Source organism: Mitsuaria sp. PDC51, from assembly GCF_900113225.1.
In the GTDB taxonomy this organism is placed as follows: Bacteria; Pseudomonadota; Gammaproteobacteria; order Burkholderiales; family Burkholderiaceae_C; genus Roseateles.
This window is the reverse complement of record NZ_FOZE01000001.1, coordinates 2,500,017-2,518,044: the sequence shown is the minus strand read 5'-3', so window position 1 is coordinate 2,518,044 and position 18,028 is coordinate 2,500,017. Positions and strand designations below refer to the sequence as shown.

15 protein-coding genes are annotated in these 18,028 nt (G+C 70.0%); 5 read left to right on the top strand and 10 right to left on the bottom strand.

Annotated features, from left to right (window positions below; genetic code table 11):
- Positions 1-16 precede the first annotated feature (16 nt).
- The gene (locus tag BM393_RS10540) at positions 17-1,537 is read right to left on the bottom strand and encodes a sugar ABC transporter ATP-binding protein (protein WP_091724715.1); all 1,521 of its coding nucleotides are present in this window, start codon (positions 1,535-1,537) and stop codon (positions 17-19) included.
- Positions 1,537-2,511, bottom strand: coding sequence for an ABC transporter substrate-binding protein (locus tag BM393_RS10535; RefSeq protein ID WP_091724714.1), 975 nt, complete (start codon positions 2,509-2,511; stop codon positions 1,537-1,539). The genes BM393_RS10540 and BM393_RS10535 overlap by 1 nt, the downstream gene beginning before the upstream one ends.
- A 355-nt stretch (positions 2,512-2,866) precedes the next feature.
- On the opposite strand from BM393_RS10535, the gene BM393_RS10530 reads away from it, so the two are divergent.
- The gene (locus BM393_RS10530; protein WP_091724713.1) at positions 2,867-3,301 is read left to right on the top strand and encodes a DUF1801 domain-containing protein; all 435 of its coding nucleotides are present in this window, start codon (positions 2,867-2,869) and stop codon (positions 3,299-3,301) included.
- A 23-nt stretch (positions 3,302-3,324) separates the two neighbouring features.
- On the opposite strand, the gene BM393_RS10525 is transcribed toward BM393_RS10530, so the two are convergent.
- A complete protein-coding gene (locus tag BM393_RS10525; protein WP_091725327.1) occupies positions 3,325-4,278 on the bottom strand; it encodes an aromatic alcohol reductase in 954 nt (317 codons plus the stop codon).
- A gap of 92 nt (positions 4,279-4,370) precedes the next feature.
- Here BM393_RS10525 and BM393_RS10520 point away from each other — a divergent pair, with 92 nt between their 5' ends.
- Positions 4,371-4,784, top strand: coding sequence for a helix-turn-helix domain-containing protein (locus BM393_RS10520; protein WP_091724712.1), 414 nt, complete (start codon positions 4,371-4,373; stop codon positions 4,782-4,784).
- A gap of 14 nt (positions 4,785-4,798) precedes the next feature.
- Here BM393_RS10520 and BM393_RS10515 read toward each other — a convergent pair whose 3' ends face one another.
- Complete coding sequence (locus tag BM393_RS10515) at positions 4,799-5,710, bottom strand: pyridoxal-phosphate dependent enzyme (protein WP_091724711.1); 912 nt, start codon at positions 5,708-5,710, stop codon at positions 4,799-4,801.
- Positions 5,711-5,770: 60 nt separating this feature from the next.
- Here BM393_RS10515 and BM393_RS10510 point away from each other — a divergent pair, with 60 nt between their 5' ends.
- On the top strand, positions 5,771-6,403 hold the full coding sequence (locus BM393_RS10510) for an N-methyl-D-aspartate receptor NMDAR2C subunit (protein ID WP_091724710.1): 633 nt from the start codon (positions 5,771-5,773) through the stop codon (positions 6,401-6,403).
- Between the two features lie 29 nt (positions 6,404-6,432).
- Here the strand turns inward: BM393_RS10510 and BM393_RS10505 are convergent, their stop codons facing one another.
- Positions 6,433-6,894 (bottom strand): carboxymuconolactone decarboxylase family protein, encoded by a 462-nt coding sequence (locus tag BM393_RS10505; protein WP_091724709.1) that lies wholly within the window; start codon positions 6,892-6,894, stop codon positions 6,433-6,435.
- A 268-nt stretch (positions 6,895-7,162) separates the two neighbouring features.
- Between BM393_RS10505 and BM393_RS10500 the strand changes: the two genes are divergently transcribed.
- Both BM393_RS10500 and BM393_RS10495 read left to right on the top strand, forming a co-directional pair.
- Entirely contained in the window at positions 7,163-8,614 is a 1,452-nt protein-coding gene (locus BM393_RS10500; RefSeq protein ID WP_091724708.1) for a PLP-dependent aminotransferase family protein, read from the top strand.
- Positions 8,615-8,700: 86 nt separating this feature from the next.
- Positions 8,701-9,819, top strand: coding sequence for a DUF4126 family protein (locus BM393_RS10495; RefSeq protein WP_091724707.1), 1,119 nt, complete (start codon positions 8,701-8,703; stop codon positions 9,817-9,819).
- A 63-nt stretch (positions 9,820-9,882) separates the two neighbouring features.
- On the opposite strand, the gene BM393_RS10490 is transcribed toward BM393_RS10495, so the two are convergent.
- The 5 genes from BM393_RS10490 to BM393_RS10470 all read right to left on the bottom strand — a co-directional run bounded on the left by BM393_RS10490 (position 9,883) and on the right by BM393_RS10470 (position 17,930).
- On the bottom strand, positions 9,883-11,046 hold the full coding sequence (locus BM393_RS10490; RefSeq protein ID WP_091724706.1) for a sterol desaturase family protein: 1,164 nt from the start codon (positions 11,044-11,046) through the stop codon (positions 9,883-9,885).
- A 106-nt stretch (positions 11,047-11,152) separates the two neighbouring features.
- Entirely contained in the window at positions 11,153-11,869 is a 717-nt protein-coding gene (locus tag BM393_RS10485) for a MipA/OmpV family protein (protein WP_175538277.1), read from the bottom strand.
- 321 nt (positions 11,870-12,190) lie between these two features.
- Positions 12,191-14,800 (bottom strand): glycoside hydrolase family 127 protein, encoded by a 2,610-nt coding sequence (locus BM393_RS10480; RefSeq protein WP_254783335.1) that lies wholly within the window; start codon positions 14,798-14,800, stop codon positions 12,191-12,193.
- Positions 14,800-16,374, bottom strand: a complete 1,575-nt coding sequence (locus tag BM393_RS10475) for a glycoside hydrolase family 43 protein (RefSeq protein ID WP_091724704.1) — start codon at positions 16,372-16,374, stop codon at positions 14,800-14,802. Before BM393_RS10475 ends, BM393_RS10480 begins: the two co-directional genes overlap by 1 nt.
- A gap of 2 nt (positions 16,375-16,376) precedes the next feature.
- The gene (locus BM393_RS10470; RefSeq protein WP_310732150.1) at positions 16,377-17,930 is read right to left on the bottom strand and encodes an alpha-N-arabinofuranosidase; all 1,554 of its coding nucleotides are present in this window, start codon (positions 17,928-17,930) and stop codon (positions 16,377-16,379) included.
- Positions 17,931-18,028: the final 98 nt, after the last annotated feature.

Below are 18,028 nucleotides of genomic sequence, written 5' to 3'. Positions count from 1 at the left end.
TCCTTCAACGGTTTTGCTACCGAGGACCATCGGCGGCGATCACTTCGAGGACCGAGCGTTCGTCGAGCTGGCCCCGTTCGTAGGTGCCGATCGCGCGGCGGTCGCGCAGGACGACGACACGATCGCTGCAGCGCAGGACCTCGGGGAGCTCGGACGAAATGAACAGGACGGCCATGCGGCGGTCCTCGTCGTTGCCCTCGGCGCACAGGCGACGGACCTCGTCCATGATCTCCTCCTTCGCGCGAACGTCGATGCCGCGCGTCGGCTCGTCCAGGATCAACAGCCGCGGCTGCGTCAGCAGCCAGCGGGCCAGCAAAGCCTTCTGTTGATTGCCGCCGGAGAGCAGGCCGATCGGCGTCTCGATGTCCGCCGTCTTGATGCCCAGGCGCTGGACGTAGTCGGCAGCAATCGCCTGCTGGCGCTTGAGCGGGATCGCTCGCCACCAACCCTGCCGCGCCTGCAGCGCAAGCACGATGTTCTCCCGCACCGAGAGCGCCAGCACCGCGCCCTCGAGCTTGCGGTCCTCGGAGCAGAAGGCCAGGCCGTTCGCGATGGCCTGTCGGGGGGACGCGAAGCGTTGGCGCTGGCCGGCGATCTCGATGTCGCCGGCATCGGCGGTGTCCGCGCCGAAGAGCAGCCGCGCTGCCTCGGTGCGGCCCGATCCCAGCAGGCCGCACAGGCCCAGCACCTCGCCCTCGCGGATTTCCAGGTCCAGCGGCTGCAAGGCGCCGCGGCGGGCGAGGCCATGGGTGGTCAGGGCCGGCGTGGTGGTCTGGGCGCAGGACGCGGGTGGTGCCGTCGAGGCGGCGTGCGGGCCCACCATCTTCTGGATCAGTTCCAGCCGGCCGAGGTCGCGGGCGAGGTACTCGCCCTCGGTGCGGCCGTTGCGCATGACGGTGATGCGGTCGGAGACGGCGTAGACCTGGTCCAGGAAGTGGGTGACGAAGAGCAGGGCCATGCCCTGCTCGCGCAGCCGGCGCATGACGCGGAACAGGTGCTGGACCGCGGCCTCGTCGAGGCTGGAGGTGGGCTCGTCGAGGATGAGGACGCGCGCCGAGATGTTGAGCGCGCGCGCGATGGCCACCATCTGCTGGATGGACAGCGAGTAACGCGCCAGCGGCGCGTCCACGTCGATGTCGAGCTCCAGTTCCGCCAGCAGCTGGCGCGAGCGCTCGCGCATGCGGCGCCAGTCGATCTGGCCCCAGCGCCGCGGATAGCGGCCGATGAAGAGGTTCTCCGCCACCGAGAGGTTGGGGACGAGGTTGACCTCCTGGTAGACGGTGCTGATGCCCAGCGCCTGCGCGTCGGCGGTGGAGCGCGGCGCGATGGGCGCGCCGCCGAGCTCGATGCGGCCGGCATCCGGCGCGTAGAGGCCGGTGAGGACCTTGATCAGCGTGGACTTGCCGGCGCCGTTCTGGCCCATCAGCGCGTGGATTTCGCCGGCGAAGAGCCGCAGCCCGACGCCGGACAGGGCCTGCACGCCGGGGAAGCCCTTGTCGATGCCGGCGAGCGAGAGCAGCGGAGCCGGGGCGTCCATCAGTACTTGCGGTTGGGGAGTTCCTTGGCCGCGACGTCGGCGGTGAAGACGCCTTCCTCGGTCGTGATGCGCTTGGCCACCGGCTTGCCGGCGACGACATCCTTGGCCAGCTGCATCAGCTGCGGGCCGAGCATCGGGTTGCACTCGACGGTGACGTTGAGCTTGCCCGCGGCCATGGCCTGGAAGGCGCCGCGCACGCCGTCGATGGAGACGATGGCGATGTCCTTGGCGGGCTTGAGGCCCGCTTCCTCGATGGCCTGGATGGCGCCGATGGCCATGTCGTCGTTGTGAGCGAAGAGGACGTGGATCTTCTTGTCCTTGGCCTTGAGGAAGGCCTCCATGACTTCCTTGCCCTTGGCGCGGGTGAAGTCGCCGGACTGGGAGCGCACGATCTTCAGGCGCGGCTCGGCCTGGATGATTTCCTCGAAGCCGCGCTTGCGGTCGAGCGCCGGTGCCGAGCCGACGGTGCCCTGGAGCTCGACGATGTTGACCTCGCCAGTGGGCGCGTTCTTCTTGGCCCAGTCGACGAGCCAGCGGCCGGCCTTGCGGCCTTCCTCGACGAAGTCGGAGCCAATGAAGGTCACGTACAGCGAGGGGTCGCTGACCTTGACGGCGCGGTCGGTGAGGATGACGGGGATCTTGGCGTTCTTGGCTTCGCGCAGGACGGTGTCCCAGCCGGATTCGACGACGGGGGAGAAGGCGATGACGTCGACCTTCTGGGCGATGAAGGAGCGGATGGCCTTGACCTGGTTTTCCTGCTTCTGCTGGGCGTCGGCGAACTTGAGGGTGATGCCGGCCTGCTTGGCGGCGTCCTTGATGGAGTTGCTGTTGGCGGTGCGCCATTCGCTCTCGGCGCCGACCTGGGAGAAGCCCAGGACGAGCGGCTTGTCGGCGGCGAAGGCGCTGGAAGCGGTGCCGGCCAGCGACAGGCCGAGCGCGGCCATGGCCAGCAGATGACGACGCGTCGTCTTCATGGTCGTTGTCTCCTCGTTGATGTTGCTGTGGAGGTCACGCCGATGGCCGGCGCGCCTCGTGAGGTGACAGCGATCGTAGGGAGGCCAGAGATGCCGGACCAATCACATTTCTAGTGCCGGCGATGTCCTGATCGATATCACTCCGTGAGATCCCCGCCCAGATTCACTCCCTCTCCCTGAGGGACGAGAGTGGAGCGAGTGGAGAGCAATAGGGAGAGCAAGGGGGCGATCCAGGATTCACCCCCTCTCCCCCGAGGGGGAGAGGGAAGGGGTGAGGGGGCTCGACGCAGTCAGCGGGCGTCAACGTGAAGGCGGTGTTAAGGTCCGCCGATCTCCTCGACAGACGGACGCGCGCATGACGAAGCAGAAGACGGCGAGCCCGGCCGCCACGGGCGTGCTGCTCGCCGGCGGCAATCCTCAGATCCCGAAGGGCCACGGCGACGCGCCGGTGCAGGCCTACATCGCGGCCCTCACGGGCTGGAAGCAGATCGTGGTCCGGCGCCTGGACGCGCTGGTCACCGACGCGGTGCCCGAGGTCCGCAAGGCGGTGAAGTACAACTCCCCGCTCTACGGCATGGACGGCGAGACCTGGTTCCTCGGCATCCACGTGATGACGCGCTACGTGAAGGTGGCGTTCTTCAACGGCAGGTCGCTGGACCCGATGCCGCCGGTCGAGTCGAAGACCGCGCATGCGCGCTATCTTCACGTGAGCGAACAGGACCCGCTCGACGAAGCCGTCTTCATCGCCTGGGCGAAGGCCGCGAGCGAGTTGCCCGGCGAGAAGATGTAGGGGGATGCGCCCGGCAAGCCGAACTAGTCGCGACGACTCGAAGCGAGATTGGCATTGATCCAGGACGCCACGTCAGTAACAGGAATGGCGCGGTGCTGATTGAATGTGCCGCTCTTCTCCCATGCCACACCCCGTCCTTGGGCAAAAGCCGCGCGGTACTTTCGCATCATGTTGTTCGGGTCGCGCGCCAGCTCGTCCAACAGGTACTGCTCTGTCCACTCGTGGCGGCTGAAGGGGCGGCCCAGGCCCGATTGCAGCTTGTCGGCCACCTCCGCATAGGTGACAGTGTCGCCTGCGAGGTAAACGATCTCGTCGCGGATTCGAGGCTTGGAGAAGACGACCTCGGCCGTCAGTGCGCCGATGTCGTCCGGTGTCGTCAGCGTCACCGCGGTGTCGAGGCTGCCCAGGGCATGGACGGCATTCGCTTGGAGATCCACCACGCCGAACTCGGGCTCGAACAGGTAGCTCATGAACATGCCGGTCGAGATGATGACCCACTCCGTCTCTTGCTGGCCGCGCAGCAACTCGCGCACATCCAGCTGAGCATCGAAGATGTCCTGTGGACTGCCTCGGCCGATCACGTCGAAATCGACGCCGAACTGCCAGGGGAAATACCTTGGGATGCGGGCCTGCAGGGCGGCTCGCGCCAGCTTCATCGGCGTGTCGATTCCCGCGGCGTAGCCTGCGCAACCGATGACCGTGTCATAGCGCGCGAAGACCGTGGCGAGTTCATCGATGGAGCTCTTCACGAGGTCGCCCACGACGATCTCGATGCCCAGGTGTCGAATCTCCCCGATATCCCGCTGCTTGCCCGGATCGTTGGATTCAACAGCGCTCGCGCGCAGCAGCACGCTGATCCTGGCACCCTTCACGTCTTTCGCCCGGCGAGCGAGATGGCGCAGCACAGGCAGGCCGAGCTCTCCGGCACCGAGGACGAGGATGTTCTGAGACGTAGCGTTAGGATCGGATCGGTTCATCGTGTAGGCCACTGCAAGGAAGTGGCGCCAGTCTAGTCACGCAGGAGCGCGGACGTAAGAAGGCACACGCGTGATACCGAGGGCTGAACACTGTGAACAGAGACGAAATCCTTCAGTATTCGCAGACCGTGTGTGACGGTCTGCGAGATGACGACGACGGCGTGCGGCGCGAGGTGCTCGCGCATGCCGGAAGTCGTTGGTCACTCGGCGTGGTGCACACCCTCGGTGTGTATGGCAGGCTTCGCCACGCCGAGATCGGCAGGCGCATGCACGGGGTGACTCAGCGCATGTTGACGCTCACCCTGAGACAACTCGAACGCGACGGCTTGGTGCTTCGTCACGACTTTGAAGAGGTGCCTCCCAGAGTCGAGTACGAGCTCACCGACATGGGCATGGAGCTGCTGGTTCGCATGGTCCCGCTGTGGACTTGGATCGTCGGGAACGCGGACCGCTTCCGAGAAGCGAGGCAAGACTTCGACAGCCGGCACCGTCACACCGGCGCCTAGCCGGCTTCATCGCCTCACCCCGCCCACACCTGCAGATCCTCATACGTCGCACAAGCCCCGCCGCACAGGATCACCAGCACGTTCCGGGCGCCCTGCAACACGGGCACCGAGCGCTTCAGCGCGGCGGCGACCGCCGCGCCGCACGCCGGTTCGACGATCAGTCGATGCTCTTTCGCCACGGTGAGGCAAGCTTGCACCGCCTCCGCGTCGCTCACCGTGGTCGCCGTGACCGCATGCCGCTTCGTCCACGCGAAGGCCTGCTCGCTGACGCGGCGTGCGCCCAGCGAGGTCGCGATGCTCGTGATTGCATCGAGCGTCACCAGCCCGCCCGCGGCGATGGCCGCATGCAACGAGTCCGCGCCGACGGTTTCGGCCGCGACAAGCGGCACGTCGCTCCATCCGACGGCATGCATCCCCTGCAGCACGCCGCTCATCAGCCCGCCACCACCGACCGACAGCACGACCGCGTCCGGCTTGGGCATCTGCGTGGCGGCCTCCTCGATCATCGTGGCGTGACCCTCCCACAGCAGTGGATCGTCGAACGGATGGATGAACGCGTCCGTCGGCTGGCGCATCGCCATCAGGAAGTCATTGGCCTCCATCCAGCTCTTGCCGTGGACGATGACCTCCGCGCCCTGGCGCCGGATCAGCGTCTTCGGCCACTCTCGCGTGGTCTCGGGAACGACCACCACCACCGGCAGCCCGAGCCGCCTGCCCGCATGCGCGACCGCCATGCCAGCATTGCCGCCCGATGACGACAGCAATCGCTGCGCGCCGCGCGCCGCATGGACCTCGCAGGCATGGCCGACGCCGCGCAGCTTGAACGAGCCGCAAGGCTGCAGGGCTTCGAGCTTGAGCCAGACGCGTTGATCGGCGATGCTGAAGGCGTCGGAGTCGACGGTCGGGGTGGTGATGTGGATGGCCATGGGGCCGCATCGTAGGGCAGTGGCCGATCGAGCCCCGGGAGTCGCTACCATCGCGCCCACATGAACGCTCTCTTCGAACGCTCCTGGCGGCGCGCTTGGTCCGCCCTGGTCGGACCTGGCGCCGGAACCAGCGGCCCGGACGGCATCGCGCTGCGCGACGAGCTGCTCGCCGGCTATGCCGAACCGCAACGCCACTACCACACGCAACAGCACCTCGAGGAATGCCTGGCGCTGCTCGAGCAGGTCCGCGATCTGGCGGAGCACCCCGAGGAGGTCGAGATGGCGCTGTGGTTCCACGACGCCATCTATGACGTCAAGGGATCCGGCAACGAGGAACGAAGCGCCGAATGGGCGCACCGCGCATTGACCAGCGCCGGCGCGGCGGCCGCGGCGGCCGAGCGGGTACGGCAGCTGGTGCTCGTCACGCGGCACGACGGCGTGCCGGGCAATGTCGACGAGCAGGTGCTCGTGGACATCGACCTGGCCATCCTCGGCGCCGAGCGCCCGCGCTTCGACGAGTACGAACGTCAGATCCGCGATGAATACGCGTTCGTGCCCGGCTTCCTGTTCCGCCGCAAGCGTCGACAGATCCTGCGCACCTTCCTCGACCGGCCGGTGCTGTACAGCACAGCGATGCTGCGCGAGCGCCTCGAGGCACGCGCCCGCGAGAACCTGCGCCGGGCAATCGGCTGAACGCCCCGACGCGGCGCCATGGCTGGCGCTCAGCGTGCCGCCATCGCGACCGCCTGCGGCGTGTTGCGGAAGCTGATCGCGAGGCGGTTGTAGGTGTTCATGAGGCCGATCGCGATCGTCAGGTCGACCAGTTCCTTCTCGCTGAACACCGCATGCGCCGCGGCGAAGTCGGCATCCGGGACGCCGGTGCTCGCCACGCGCGTCACCGATTCGGCCCAGGCGAGCGCCGCGCGCTCCCGGGCATCGAACAGCGCGCCGCCTTCCTCCCAGGCCTGCACCAGGGCGAGCTTCTCGATCGGCACGCCCTTCTTCAATAGGTCGCGGGTGTGCATGTCCAGGCAGTAGGCGCAGTTGTTGATCTGCGAGATCCGCAGGAAGACCAGTTCCACCAGCGCGGCGGGCAGGCCGCTCTGCGTTACATAGCCGTAGACGCCGCCGAGCGCCTTGACGCCGGCGGGCGAGACCTGGGTGTAATCGAGACGTTGGGTCATGAGGGACTCCTGAAGGGGTAGGGCGGCATCGCCCGAGGCGGGGACGGTGACGCTGCCAACGGACCGCGTCATCGATGAGCGCCATTCTTCGCCGCCAGTGGTGCAATGCGAAGGCCCAAGATTCGCAAGAATCGCTGTACTACGAGCCAATACCTTTTCGTCTCGCCGTCTCGCCGTCTCGCCGTCTCGCCATTTCGCGGTTTCGCGGTTTCGCGGTTTCGCCACTGCCGTCCCGTTCCGTGCCATCCCCTTGCCCCGCAGGCCTCCGATGACCTCCTCGCCGCACCCGCCACTGCCGCTCACGCTCGACAAGTCCGCGGCCATGCCGCTCACCGACCAGATCCATCGCGGCATCTCGGCCGCGATCGAGCGGTCGGTGCTGACGCCCGGCATGCGGCTGCCGTCGTGGATCGACCTCGCGGCCCAACTGGGCGTGTCGCGCGGCACGGTGCGCGTCGCCTACGAGAAGCTTGCGGCGGACCAGCTGATCGAGGCCTCGCGCGCTGCCGGCACCCGTGTCGCCGAGCGGCCGTCGCGGGCGCGTGGCAGCGACGAAGCGCTGGACCCGGGCGCCTTCGTGTCGATGTATCGCGAGCTGACCGCCGGTCCCGGGCTGTTCCAGCCGGGCATTCCCTCGCGCGACAGCCTGCCGGCCAAGCTGATGGCCCGGCTCCGGACGCGCGCGCTGGCGGCGGAGACCAGCGGCGCGGCGCTCTATCCCGACCCTCGCGGCGAACTGGCGCTGCGGCGCGAGATCGCCGGCTACCTCGCGGTGGCGCGCGGGCTGGTGTGTTCTCCCGACCAGGTGCTGGTCACCGGCGGCTACGCGGCGGGACTAGGCCTCGCCTTGCGCGCGCTCGGTCTCGAGGGGCGGCGCGCCTGGATGGAGGAGCCCGGCTTCTTCTTCACGCGCCACGCGCTCGAGCTCGGGCGGCTGACACCCGTTCCGGTACTCGTGGACGAGGAAGGCCTGGATGTCGACGCCGGCTGGCGCGACGCGCCCGATGCGGCGCTCGCGGTGGTCACGCCCGGGCAGCAGGCGCCGCTGGGCGTGACGATGTCCCTGCGACGCCGGCTGCGGCTGATGGACTGGGCCGCCAGCACCGGCGGCTGGATCGTCGAGGACGACTACCTGAGCGAGCTGCAGCTGCAGGGGCGCGCCGCCCCGGCGCTGGCATCGTTGGATCGCCACGGCCGCGTCCTCCACATCGGCTCCTTCAGCAAGACGATCGATCCGCGGCTGCGACTGGGCTTTGTCGTGGCGCCGGCGTCGCTGGCGGCGCGCCTGGGTGAGGTGGCCGCCTGCCTGGCGCCGCCCCCCGGACCGGCGGCGCAGCTGGCGGTCGCCGCGTTCATGCGCGACGGGCACTACCTGCGCCATCTGCGCAGGACCAAGCGGCTGTACCTGGCGCAGCGCGAGGGGCTGCTGCGGGCGCTGCGCGATCGCGGCCTGGGCGACAGCCACCCGGCGGCGCTGGCGGTCCTGGTCCGCACGCCCGACGGTGTGTCCGACCTGGCGGTCGCCCGCGCGCTGTTCGCCTTCGGCATCGCGCCGGCACCGCTGTCGGTCTGGTTCGCCCGGCCGGAGCAGGCCCGGTCCGGATTGATGCTCAGCGTGGCCACGGCGTCCGCGACGCAGGTCGAGCGCGCCTGCGACCGCGTGGTCGAGACGCTGGCGCGATTCGCCCCGGCCGGGACGGCGCGGCGGCCGGACGCGTGAGCCCTGCATCGCGCTGGTCGGCGACCGGTCGACCCGCAAGGCACGGGCCTTGCCGCAGTGCGGGCTTCGTCAGCCAAGGAGTCCCCATGAACACGTCACCTCCCTGTCGTTCCGACCTTCCGCTGGGCGCCGCGGCCGGCCTGGCCGGCGGACTGATCGGCGCCGCGGCGATGACGGCGTTCCAGGACCTGCTCGCGCGCGTGGGCATCACCTCCGGCGTGCGCGGCTGGCCCTCCACCGAGCGGGCCGCCGATCGGCTCGCCCGCCTGGGCGGCCGCCGGCTGCCGTCACGCCATCGGCCGGCGGCGGGCGAGGCGGTGCACTACGCGGTGGGATCGCTGGTCGGCGGCCTCTACGGCGCCGTGGCGGAACGCCGGCCGCTGGCCGCCTGGGGGCGGGGCGCTGCCTTCGGCATCGCCACCGCGACGCTGCTGGACGAGGGCCTGGTGCCCGCCATGCGCTTTGGCGATCCGGTCACGCGGGCGCCGGTCCAGTCGCATCCCTATTCGTATGTCTCGCACCTCGTCTACGGCGCGTTCACCGAGTCCGCCCGCCGCTGCTTCCGCCGGCTCTTCGGCGATGCGCGAGCCGGCGCGGCGGCGATCCGCCAGGCGAAGGCGCGACGTGTCGCGATCGTCACCCGCCCGGTGGCGGACTCGCGCCGGACGCTGGCCATGGCCTTCCTGCTCGGTGCGACCGCGGGGCCGCGCACCAGCGCGCCGCTGGTGACCGCGAGCTGGGCGGCCAGGCTCGGTTGGATCGACCTGAAGGACTCCCCGCTGGCGATGCTCGGCACGACGCCCGCGGTGGCGCTGACCACGCCGATGGCCCTCGGCGAGCTGATCGTCGACAAGCTGCCGTCGACGCCCGATCGCACCGATCCGCCCGGCCTCGCCGCGCGCGCGATCAGCGGCGCGATCTCCGGTGCCGCGCTGGCGGGTGGGCGTTCATGGCCGGCGGCGCTGGCCGGCACGGTGGGCGCCGTCGTGTCGACCTACGTCTGTCACCGGCTGCGCCAGCGCCTGTCGCGGGCGCTCGGCCACGACGCCCCGGTGGCTGCGGCAGAGGATCTGATCGCCTTCGGCGGCGCGACGCTGCTTTGCCTTGCATCGCTCGGCCAACAAGCCGACACCGCCCGGCTCGACGCGGCCTCGACTGAGGACTACGACGACGCGTTGGCAGCCCTGGGCTGGCCGCACAGCTGAGCACAACTGAGCGCTTTCGAACGAGGCCTGCGACGGCAGCGCGCCGATCACGGCGCGTCGCCGTCAGACCTTCGACGCGATTGCCGTGATCACCGCGATCAATCCCCCGCAAGCGACCATCGCGCCGAGGTAGATCCCCCACGCCAGCCACCGCGCTGTCCGGCGAGGCTCCGCCGCACCACGCGACAGCATCGCGCCCGCGGCCGACAGGCCGATCGCGATCACGGCCGCCGCGAGGAGGTTGCGGCCCTCGCCGAGCTCGTCGCTGATGTCGAGCCAGACCGCCGACGCCACCGCCGTCACGAGCAGCAGGCTGGTCGCGCGGATCTTGTCGAGCAAGCTGACCGGCGGATCAAAACGCGGCTGTCGCAGCCGGGCTTCGTCCGGAGGCGCGAAGGGCGCAAGTCCGGGCGGCGCCCAGCCGGGCGACTTGAACAACAGCCGCGCCCGATCCAACCAGCGCGGCGTGGCCCGCGCGCGGTGGAGCAGCTCGCCATAGAACTGCCCGACGGCCTGCAGCGGATACCAGCTGCGCAGCGGCTTGACCGTCCCGTAGACGCAGCGCTCGGTCTCCTCGGCGAAGGTGCCGAACATCCGGTCCCAGATCACCAGCACCGCGCCGTAGTTCTTGTCCAGGTAGCCAGGATTCACCGCGTGGTGCACCCGGTGGTTGGAGGGCGTCGAGAACACGCGGTCGAGCCAGCCGAGGCGGCCGATGTGCTCGGTGTGGATCCAGAACTGGTACAGCAGCACGAACAGCCCGGCGCCCAGGTACAGGTCCACCGGCAGGCCCAGCAGCGCCATCGGCAGGAAGAAGGGCGCGCCCATCACCGCGTAGAAGCTCTCCTGGCGCAGCGCGGTCGTGAGGTTGAAATGCTCGCTCTGGTGATGCACCGCATGCGCGGCCCAGAACAGCGCGCTCTCGTGGCTGACGCGATGCAGCCAGTAGTCGCAGAAGTCGTAGACCACGATCGCGGTCGCCCAGCCCCATGCGCCCGACCAGGTCGAGGACGGCAGCAGCGCCAGGTGCGGCAGAGCCCAGGCGTACAGGCCGCTCTGGAACAGCGGGGTTACTGCCGCCACCGCCAGACTCAGCACGCCCTGGCTGAGGCTGCTGATCGCATCGGGCAGCCGGTAGTTGTCGCGGCCGGTGAGCCGGCCCCACAGCCATTCGAGCGCGATGCAGAGCCCGAACAGCGGGACGGCGATGAGGAGAACGCGATGCATGGCTGGCGGTGGCGGCAGTCGGTGACAGGCGCGGTGACGGAAGCAGTGACGGCGAGCGGTGATGAGGGGCAGTAACGAGGGGCGGCGGGAGCGGACCTGCGATTGCTCAGAAGCGATGCCACAGGCTCAGGCTGAAGGTCTGCTGCGACTTCGAGTTCGTCAGCGGTGACCGCGCCGCGTCGCCGACCAGGCGCGCGTTCAGCCACTGCCCGCTGACGGACCAGCGCTCGGAGAACTTGTGCTCACCGCTCAGCGCCACGCTCCAGTCCATCATCCCGGCGCGCGGGCGCCACTCGGGCAGGCCGCTGGCGAGCGACTCGCCGGGACCGACGCCGTAGCTGCTGCGCAGGTGCGCGCCGTTGGCCGCGGTCGCCGCCAGCGTCACCGCGATCAGGTCCTCGCCGACGGGGAGGCCGGAGGTGATGCCGAGCTCCAGCAACTGCCCGTCGTGATGACGTGCGCTGCCCCACGACAGGCCCGATTGCAGCAGCAGCCACGGCGTCGCCTGGACGTTGGCGAAGGCCTCGGTGGTGACGCGCGGGCCCAGCCGGTCGATGCCGTTTGGCGTGAACCGCGACGGGCGGCCGAACTGCGGCCAGAGCCGGGCGCCGACCTGCCAGGTCCTGGCGGCCTCGGCGCCGGCGAGCAGCGGCACGAGGTTCCAGCCGATGCCCAGGTCGGTCGACACGAAGGCGCCGCTGGGCGCGAGGTATTCCAGCGCCGGCAGGAGGTCGTCACTGCGCGAGCGGCTACCCGGCGCCGACGGCCAGCTGTGGGCGGTCGCCCCGCCGGACCAGCTCGCGGCCTCGGGCGGTGCGTCCATCAACACGAGGCTGCCGGCGGCCCAGCATCCCGCCGAGCCGGCCATGAGGCCGGCGCCAAGCAAGGGGAGGGTGGCTCGCGCGGCGCAGCGGAGGGCGGCGGCGCCGCGCGCGGGCGGGCAAGGGACGGAGCGGCGCATGGACGAAAACAGGTTGCGGGATTCTAGGAAGAGGTCCCCGCCGCAACCTTGCGGCAATCTGTCGCCGCGAATCGACCCGTTCTCGCCCCCCGGTCGCCCCCGGTTGTCCGATCCGCTCGATCCGATCGGGCCGCCTGGGTCGTCCGAGCCGTCTGAGCGCCTGGAAGTGCCGTCAGTGCACCGTCAGTGCGCCGGCGCGGTGGCCCGCAACAGCCGCAGGTCGTAGAGCCCGCCGGCGATCGAGCCGGGCTCCGCAACCAATCGCACCCGCACGGCGCCGTCCGCCGCTCGCGGCCAGTCCTCGGGCAACGGGAAGTCGCGGCTGTAGATCTCCGCGCCCGGAGCCCGGTCGGTGGCCTCGTCCGCGCGCAGCGTCAGATCCGCCAGCCGCCGGTCGTTGACCCAGACCGAGAACCGGCGGCCATCATCCAGCGCCGAGAAGGCCAGCCGCAGCAGCCGGCCCTCGCGCTTGGGGTCGTTCAGGCGATAGCTGAACCACGCCGTCGCGTGACGCCAGCGGCGGCCCTTGTTGAGGCCGGTCTCGACGCCCTCGCCAGCGAAGCCGTGGTCGCTCTCGGGCTGCTGCTCGCCGGGCGCGACCGCATCGACGGTGCGGGCCTGCAACGCCAGCCGTTCGCGCTCTTCCAGGGCCAGTCGCTCGCGGCGCGCCTTCGCCTCGGCCGGCGTGCTGCAGGGCCAGTACAGGACATAACGCGAGTCATGCACGCGGAAGAAGGGCTCGAGCACCAGGTCCGGCATCGGCGCGCCATCCGGTCCCTGCAGCAGCGAGCCGGCGCTGAAGCTCAGCGAGCGACCCGGCACCGGCGCGAGCCGTCCGCCGAAGTCCGCCTTCGCGGTGACGAACTGCGGCGTCTGCGCCAGCGGCACGAGCGCGCCCTGCGCGACGTGGTCCATGCGCGCCTCGCCGGCCCGGTACTCGAGCCGCTCGCCGGCGATCGGCGTGGTCCGCGCCGCGAGCACGATCGGGCCGTGCAGCACCGCGACGAAGTCGCTGCGCGTGGGCAGGGCCTCGAGCGTCGTGCGCATCGGCAGGCGGACCTCGACGACATCGCCGGCGCGCCAGTCGCGCGTCAGCGCGACATAGCCGCCCGGCTGTCGGTCCGCGGCGCTCAGGGCAAGCGCTTCGCCGTTGACCTTGACCCGGAGCGCGCCCGGCGCGAGCCATCCCGGATGCCGGATCTTCAGCGTGAAGCGGGCCTGCGTTGGCGCTTCGTCGATGACGATGCGCGTCGTCGCCTCGTCGGGGAAGCGCGTGCGCTGCGTCAGCCGCAGGCCCCGCTCGCGCCAGTCGAGGGACGAGGCCACGAACAGGTTGACGAACAGCACCGGCGCGCCCTCGGCATTCGATCCCTCGTCGCGCGTGTAGATGAACTGCCCATGCCGCGCGTGGCTCTCCAGCCCCGAGCCGACGCAGCACCACATGCCGAGATCGACCTGCGAGTACACCCGGTAGTGGTTGGGCCGCATCGGCGTGAAGTAGACGAAGCCGCCCGCCGGATGCTGCGACGCGAGCACATGGTTGAACAGCGCGCGCTCGTAGTAGTCGGCGTAGCGTGCGCGCTCCTCGTCGCCGGCCGCGTGCGCGTGCAGCAGCTCGGTGAGCTTGAGCATGTTGTAGGTGTTGCAGGTCTCGGGACCTTCCACCTCGTCGAGCATGGGCTGGAAGTCGGTCAGCGGATGGAAATGCTCCCTGACGCTGTTGCCGCCGATGGCGACGCTGCGGCGCTCGCGCACCGTGGTCCAGAAGAAGCGCGCGGGCGCCAGCCAGTCCTTGTCCGCCGCGCCGGGGTCGCGCTCCTCGGCGATGCGGGCGAAGCCGATCACCTTGGGGATCTGCGTATTGGCATGCAGCCCGGTCAGCGCGTCGCGAGGCTCGCGCAGCGGATCGAGGATCGCGCGGTGCGAGAAGCGCTCGGCCAGGCGCAGGTAACGCGCGCCGCCGCTCATCGCGGCGATGTCGGCGAAGACCTCGTTCATGCCGCCGTGCTCGGCGCGCATCAAGTCCTGCAGCTGCGCGTCGCTCAGCGGCTCGAGCAGGGCCAGCGCCCAGGCGCCCAGGTCGATCAGCATCTCGCGCGCCAGCGGCTCCTGCGTCAGCTGCCACGCGTCGCGCAGGCCGGCGAAGGTCTTGTGCAGGTTGTACCAAGGCACCCAGCGCCCGTTGACGGAGAAGCTGTCGACCTTGAGCTCGCCGCGCGCGACCTCGCGCCAGGCGGCCTTGCCGTCGGGGATGCCGCCGAGGTAGCCGTCGCCATGGGCGAGCTGGCACTGGCGGAGCTCGCGCAGCACCTCGACGAGCCGTCGATGCACCTGCGGGTCGCCGGTGGACGCCGCCATCATCGCCAGCGCCGACACGTAGTGCCCGCCCATGTGACCGTCCAGGCCGCTGCTCTCCCAGTTGCCGTAGGACGGCTTGGGCTGCGGCAGGCCGGCCTCGCGCCGGAAGGGCGCGAGCAGCCGGTCCGGATCGAGCGCCATCAGGTAGCGCTGGTCGACGTCCTGCGCCGCCTTCAGCGGGCCGTCGAGCAGCCGCACCTGCGACAGCGGCACGCGGGCGGCGGTCGACATGGCCTCGGTCGCGTGGCGCCGTGTGATCGCGGAAGCGGCGTCCTCGGGGGCGGACGCCGGCGTCGCGCCGGCGTGGGCCATCGCATCCGTCGCAAGCAGCGCGCCGAAGGCGGGACCGAGGAGCGCGCGGCCCGGGCCGCCCATCGCCGCTCCGGCCGCGCTCGCGACGCCGCAGGCGCACTGGCGCAGGAAGTCGCGCCGCATCAGTCGCCCGCGCGCGCGGCCCAGAGCGACACGCCGCCGCTCGACTGCGCAGTGAAGGTCACGACGAAGGCCCCGGCCTTGGAGTTCCACTGCCGCGACAGCACGCCGGCGAAGGTCCCGCCCGCGGTCCCGCTGCCGCTCAGCGTCAGGCTGATGCGGTTGTTGCCCTGGTGCGTCCAGGTCCCGCTCGCGCCGCCGCTGACCGTGCCATCGCCGCCGAGCTTCACCGCGGTGGCGGTCTTGGACACGGCCGTGATGTCGAGCCCGTGGTTGATCAGCTGATAGCTGCCCGCCGTCTCGGCGGGGCCGACCGCGGCCGTCACCGCTGGCGTCGCCAGTGACAGGGGCGCGTAGCGGAAGGGCGCGGCGACCAGCCAGTCGTCGGCGTTGAGGAACATCTCGTGCACGCGGACCTGGTGCAGTTCGCCGGTGCCCGGGAACCGGGTGTGGAAGATCAGGAAGTACTGCCCGGTGCCCGCGTCGAAGTAGGCCGAGTTGTGCCCCGGCGAGACGTAGCCCAGCGGCGTGCCCGTCTCTCCGGCCGCCAGGCTCCATTGGTGGCCGCCCATCAGCTTCTGTCCGTGCGGCGCGATGCTGGCGTCGTCGAACAGCGTGCCCGCGGCGCCCTTGACGGTGGCCATGTCGGTGCCGCGTCCGTCCAGATATGGGCCATCGGGATTGCGCGAGCGCGACACCCGCAGGTTGTAGCCGCCGTTGGCGTCCAGCCCGCCGAAGCTGCAGAACAGGTAGTAGTACTGCGAGGCCGGGCTGTAGAGCACGTAGGCGCCCTCGATGCGCGCATGGTTGCCGCCCATCAGGTGCTTGCCGTAACCCTGGCCCGCGAGCGGCAGGCCGCTCGTCTTGTCGAGCTCCAGGATGAAGAGCCCGCCCGAGTACGAGCCGTAGACCATCCAGAGCCGACCGGAGGCGTCCTTGAAGACGTTCGGATCGACTACGTTGGGATGCACGGTGGCGTCGTAGATCGTGCCGTCCTCGCTGGGCAGGCCCCACTGGCCGGACTTCAGCAGGATCTGCTGGTTCACGTAGGGCCCGGTGACCGCGTCCGCGATCGCCACGCCCAGCGCCGAGCGCGGCGAGTCGCCCTTGCAGGCGCAGTAGTACATGCGGAACTTGCCGTCGTCGAGCCGCGCGACATCGGGCGCCCACAGGTCGGTCACCTGCGCCCAGGCGAAGGTGTCGGCCAGCGCCGTCGTGACCTTGTTGAACAGCGGATTGGCGTCGTTGACGCCGTCGGCGACCGGCGTCCAGTTCATCAGGTCGGTGGTCTTCGCCGCCGCGAGGTGCGAGCCGAACACGAGGAAGCTGCCGTCCACGCGGATCACCGACGGATCGTGCACCGAGATCTCGGTGAACGGGATCGCGGCCTGCGTCGGAGCGGGCGCGGGTGCTGGAGCCGGCGCAGGGGCCGGAGCCGGAGCCGGCGCGGGACTCGGCGCCGGTGCCGCGCTGACGTCGACGCTGGACGACCCGCCACCACCACCGCCGCATCCGGTCAGGACGAGCGCCGCCGCGCCGCCCTGCGCGAGCAGGGTGCGTCTGTTGAGGGTGCTCATGCTCAGCCCTCCAGCGCGACGACGACGATGGACTTGGGCGGCAGCGGCAGGCTCAGCGCGCCGTCCTTGGCTTGCGCCTCGTAGGCCTTGGGCTTGACGGCCTCGGGCTTGGCGAAGGTGTTCTCGCTGTCCATGGCCTCGGCGCTCAGCACCTGGCCGACGGCGCGGCGCGCGGCGGCGCCTTGCACGGCCAGCTTCACCGTCTGCGCCTCGCGCGGGTTCACGTTGATCAGCGCCAGGTAGAGCTTGCCATCCTTGCCGCGCGCGGCCGACGCGCTCACCGCCGGCAGCGACTTGCCGGCCAGCGCGTACTCGGGGTTGCCGCTCAGCGTCGCCGGCAGCGTGGTCGCGTCCTGGAACGGCGTGTACAGCGCGAAGGCGTGATACGTGGGCGTCAGCACCATGCGGGTCTTGTCCGTGTGGATCATGGCCTGCAGCACGTTGACCATCTGCGCGATGTTGGTCATGTGCACCCGGTCCGCATGCGCATGGAACATGTGGAAGTGCAGGGCGGCCAGGACCGCGTCGCGCAGCGTGTTGCGCTGGACCAGGAAGCCCGGGTTGGTGCCCGGCTCCGGGTCGTACCAGCTGCCCCATTCATCCAGGTAGAGCCCGATGCGCTTCTGCGGGTCGTTCTTGTCCAGGACCGCGATGTTGGCGGCGACGGTCTTCTCGAAGTCCTGCGTGTAGGACAGCAGCGAGATCCACTCGTCTTCCTTGAAGCCGGCCGCCGATCCCTTGCCTTCCCACTTGCCGCTCGGGAACACGTAGTAGTGATGGCCGATCGCGTCGAAGTTGAACTTGATGTTCTGCGTCGACAGCACCTCGGTCCAACGCGTGTCGTTGGCATTGCCGCCGCTGGCGATGAACTTCGGACGGTTGTTGTCCGGCGTCTTCAGGAAGGTCGCGACCTGGCGGTACTGGTTGACGTAGTACTCCGGCGTCATGTTGCCGCCGCAGCCCCAGGCCTCGTTGCCCACGGCGAAGTAGCTGACCTTGAACGGCTTGTCGCGACCGTTCTTGCGGCGCAGCTGCGCCAGCGTGGAGTTGCCCTCGGCCGTCATGTACTCCAGCCACTCGGCCATCTCCTGCGCGCTGCCGGTGCCCAGGTTGCCGTTGACATAGGCCTCGGCGCCGAGCTGCTCGACCAGGTCGAAGAACTCGTGCGTGCCGACGGCGTTGTTCTCCGCGACACCGCCCCAGTGCGTGTTGACCTTGACCGGCCGCTTGCCGCGCGGGCCGATGCCTTCGCGCCAGTGGTACTCGTCGGCGAAGCAGCCGCCGGGCCAGCGCACCAGCGGCACCTTCAGCGCCTTGAGCGCGCCCACCACGTCCTTGCGCCAGCCGCGCACGTTGGGGATCTTGGAGTCGGGCCCGACCCACATGCCTTCGTAGATGCCGGTGCCCAGATGCTCGGCGAACTGGCCGTAGACATTGCGGTGGATCACCGGACCGGGCTTGCCCGCATCGACGGTGAGCTGAACATCGGCCGCGTGCGCGCTCCAGGCGAGCAGGGCGCCCGCGGCCAGGCCAAAGGCCGTCCTCTTCATGGTCATGCTTGTCTCCAGGTGTCGTTATCGTTTCGTCGGCACTCTGCGGTGCCGAAACGACGAAGGACCGTTCCCGGTCCTTCGTTCTTCAGTCCACGCGCACG

Excerpts from the sequence above, each read along its gene's own strand:
- BM393_RS10540 (WP_091724715.1), bottom strand. The coding sequence starts at position 1,537 with ATGGACGCCCCGGCTCCGCTGCTCTCGCTCGCCGGCATCGACAAGGGC.
- BM393_RS10535 (WP_091724714.1), bottom strand. The coding sequence starts at position 2,511 with ATGAAGACGACGCGTCGTCATCTGCTGGCCATGGCCGCGCTCGGCCTG.
- BM393_RS10530 (WP_091724713.1), top strand. The coding sequence starts at position 2,867 with ATGACGAAGCAGAAGACGGCGAGCCCGGCCGCCACGGGCGTGCTGCTC.
- BM393_RS10525 (WP_091725327.1), bottom strand. The coding sequence starts at position 4,278 with ATGAACCGATCCGATCCTAACGCTACGTCTCAGAACATCCTCGTCCTC.
- BM393_RS10515 (WP_091724711.1), bottom strand. The coding sequence starts at position 5,710 with ATGGCCATCCACATCACCACCCCGACCGTCGACTCCGACGCCTTCAGC.
- BM393_RS10510 (WP_091724710.1), top strand. The coding sequence starts at position 5,771 with ATGAACGCTCTCTTCGAACGCTCCTGGCGGCGCGCTTGGTCCGCCCTG.
- BM393_RS10505 (WP_091724709.1), bottom strand. The coding sequence starts at position 6,894 with ATGACCCAACGTCTCGATTACACCCAGGTCTCGCCCGCCGGCGTCAAG.
- BM393_RS10500 (WP_091724708.1), top strand. The coding sequence starts at position 7,163 with ATGACCTCCTCGCCGCACCCGCCACTGCCGCTCACGCTCGACAAGTCC.
- BM393_RS10495 (WP_091724707.1), top strand. The coding sequence starts at position 8,701 with ATGAACACGTCACCTCCCTGTCGTTCCGACCTTCCGCTGGGCGCCGCG.
- BM393_RS10490 (WP_091724706.1), bottom strand. The coding sequence starts at position 11,046 with ATGCATCGCGTTCTCCTCATCGCCGTCCCGCTGTTCGGGCTCTGCATC.
- BM393_RS10485 (WP_175538277.1), bottom strand. The coding sequence starts at position 11,869 with ATGGACGCACCGCCCGAGGCCGCGAGCTGGTCCGGCGGGGCGACCGCC.
- BM393_RS10480 (WP_254783335.1), bottom strand. The coding sequence starts at position 14,800 with ATGCGGCGCGACTTCCTGCGCCAGTGCGCCTGCGGCGTCGCGAGCGCG.
- BM393_RS10475 (WP_091724704.1), bottom strand. The coding sequence starts at position 16,374 with ATGAGCACCCTCAACAGACGCACCCTGCTCGCGCAGGGCGGCGCGGCG.
- BM393_RS10470 (WP_310732150.1), bottom strand. The coding sequence starts at position 17,930 with ATGACCATGAAGAGGACGGCCTTTGGCCTGGCCGCGGGCGCCCTGCTC.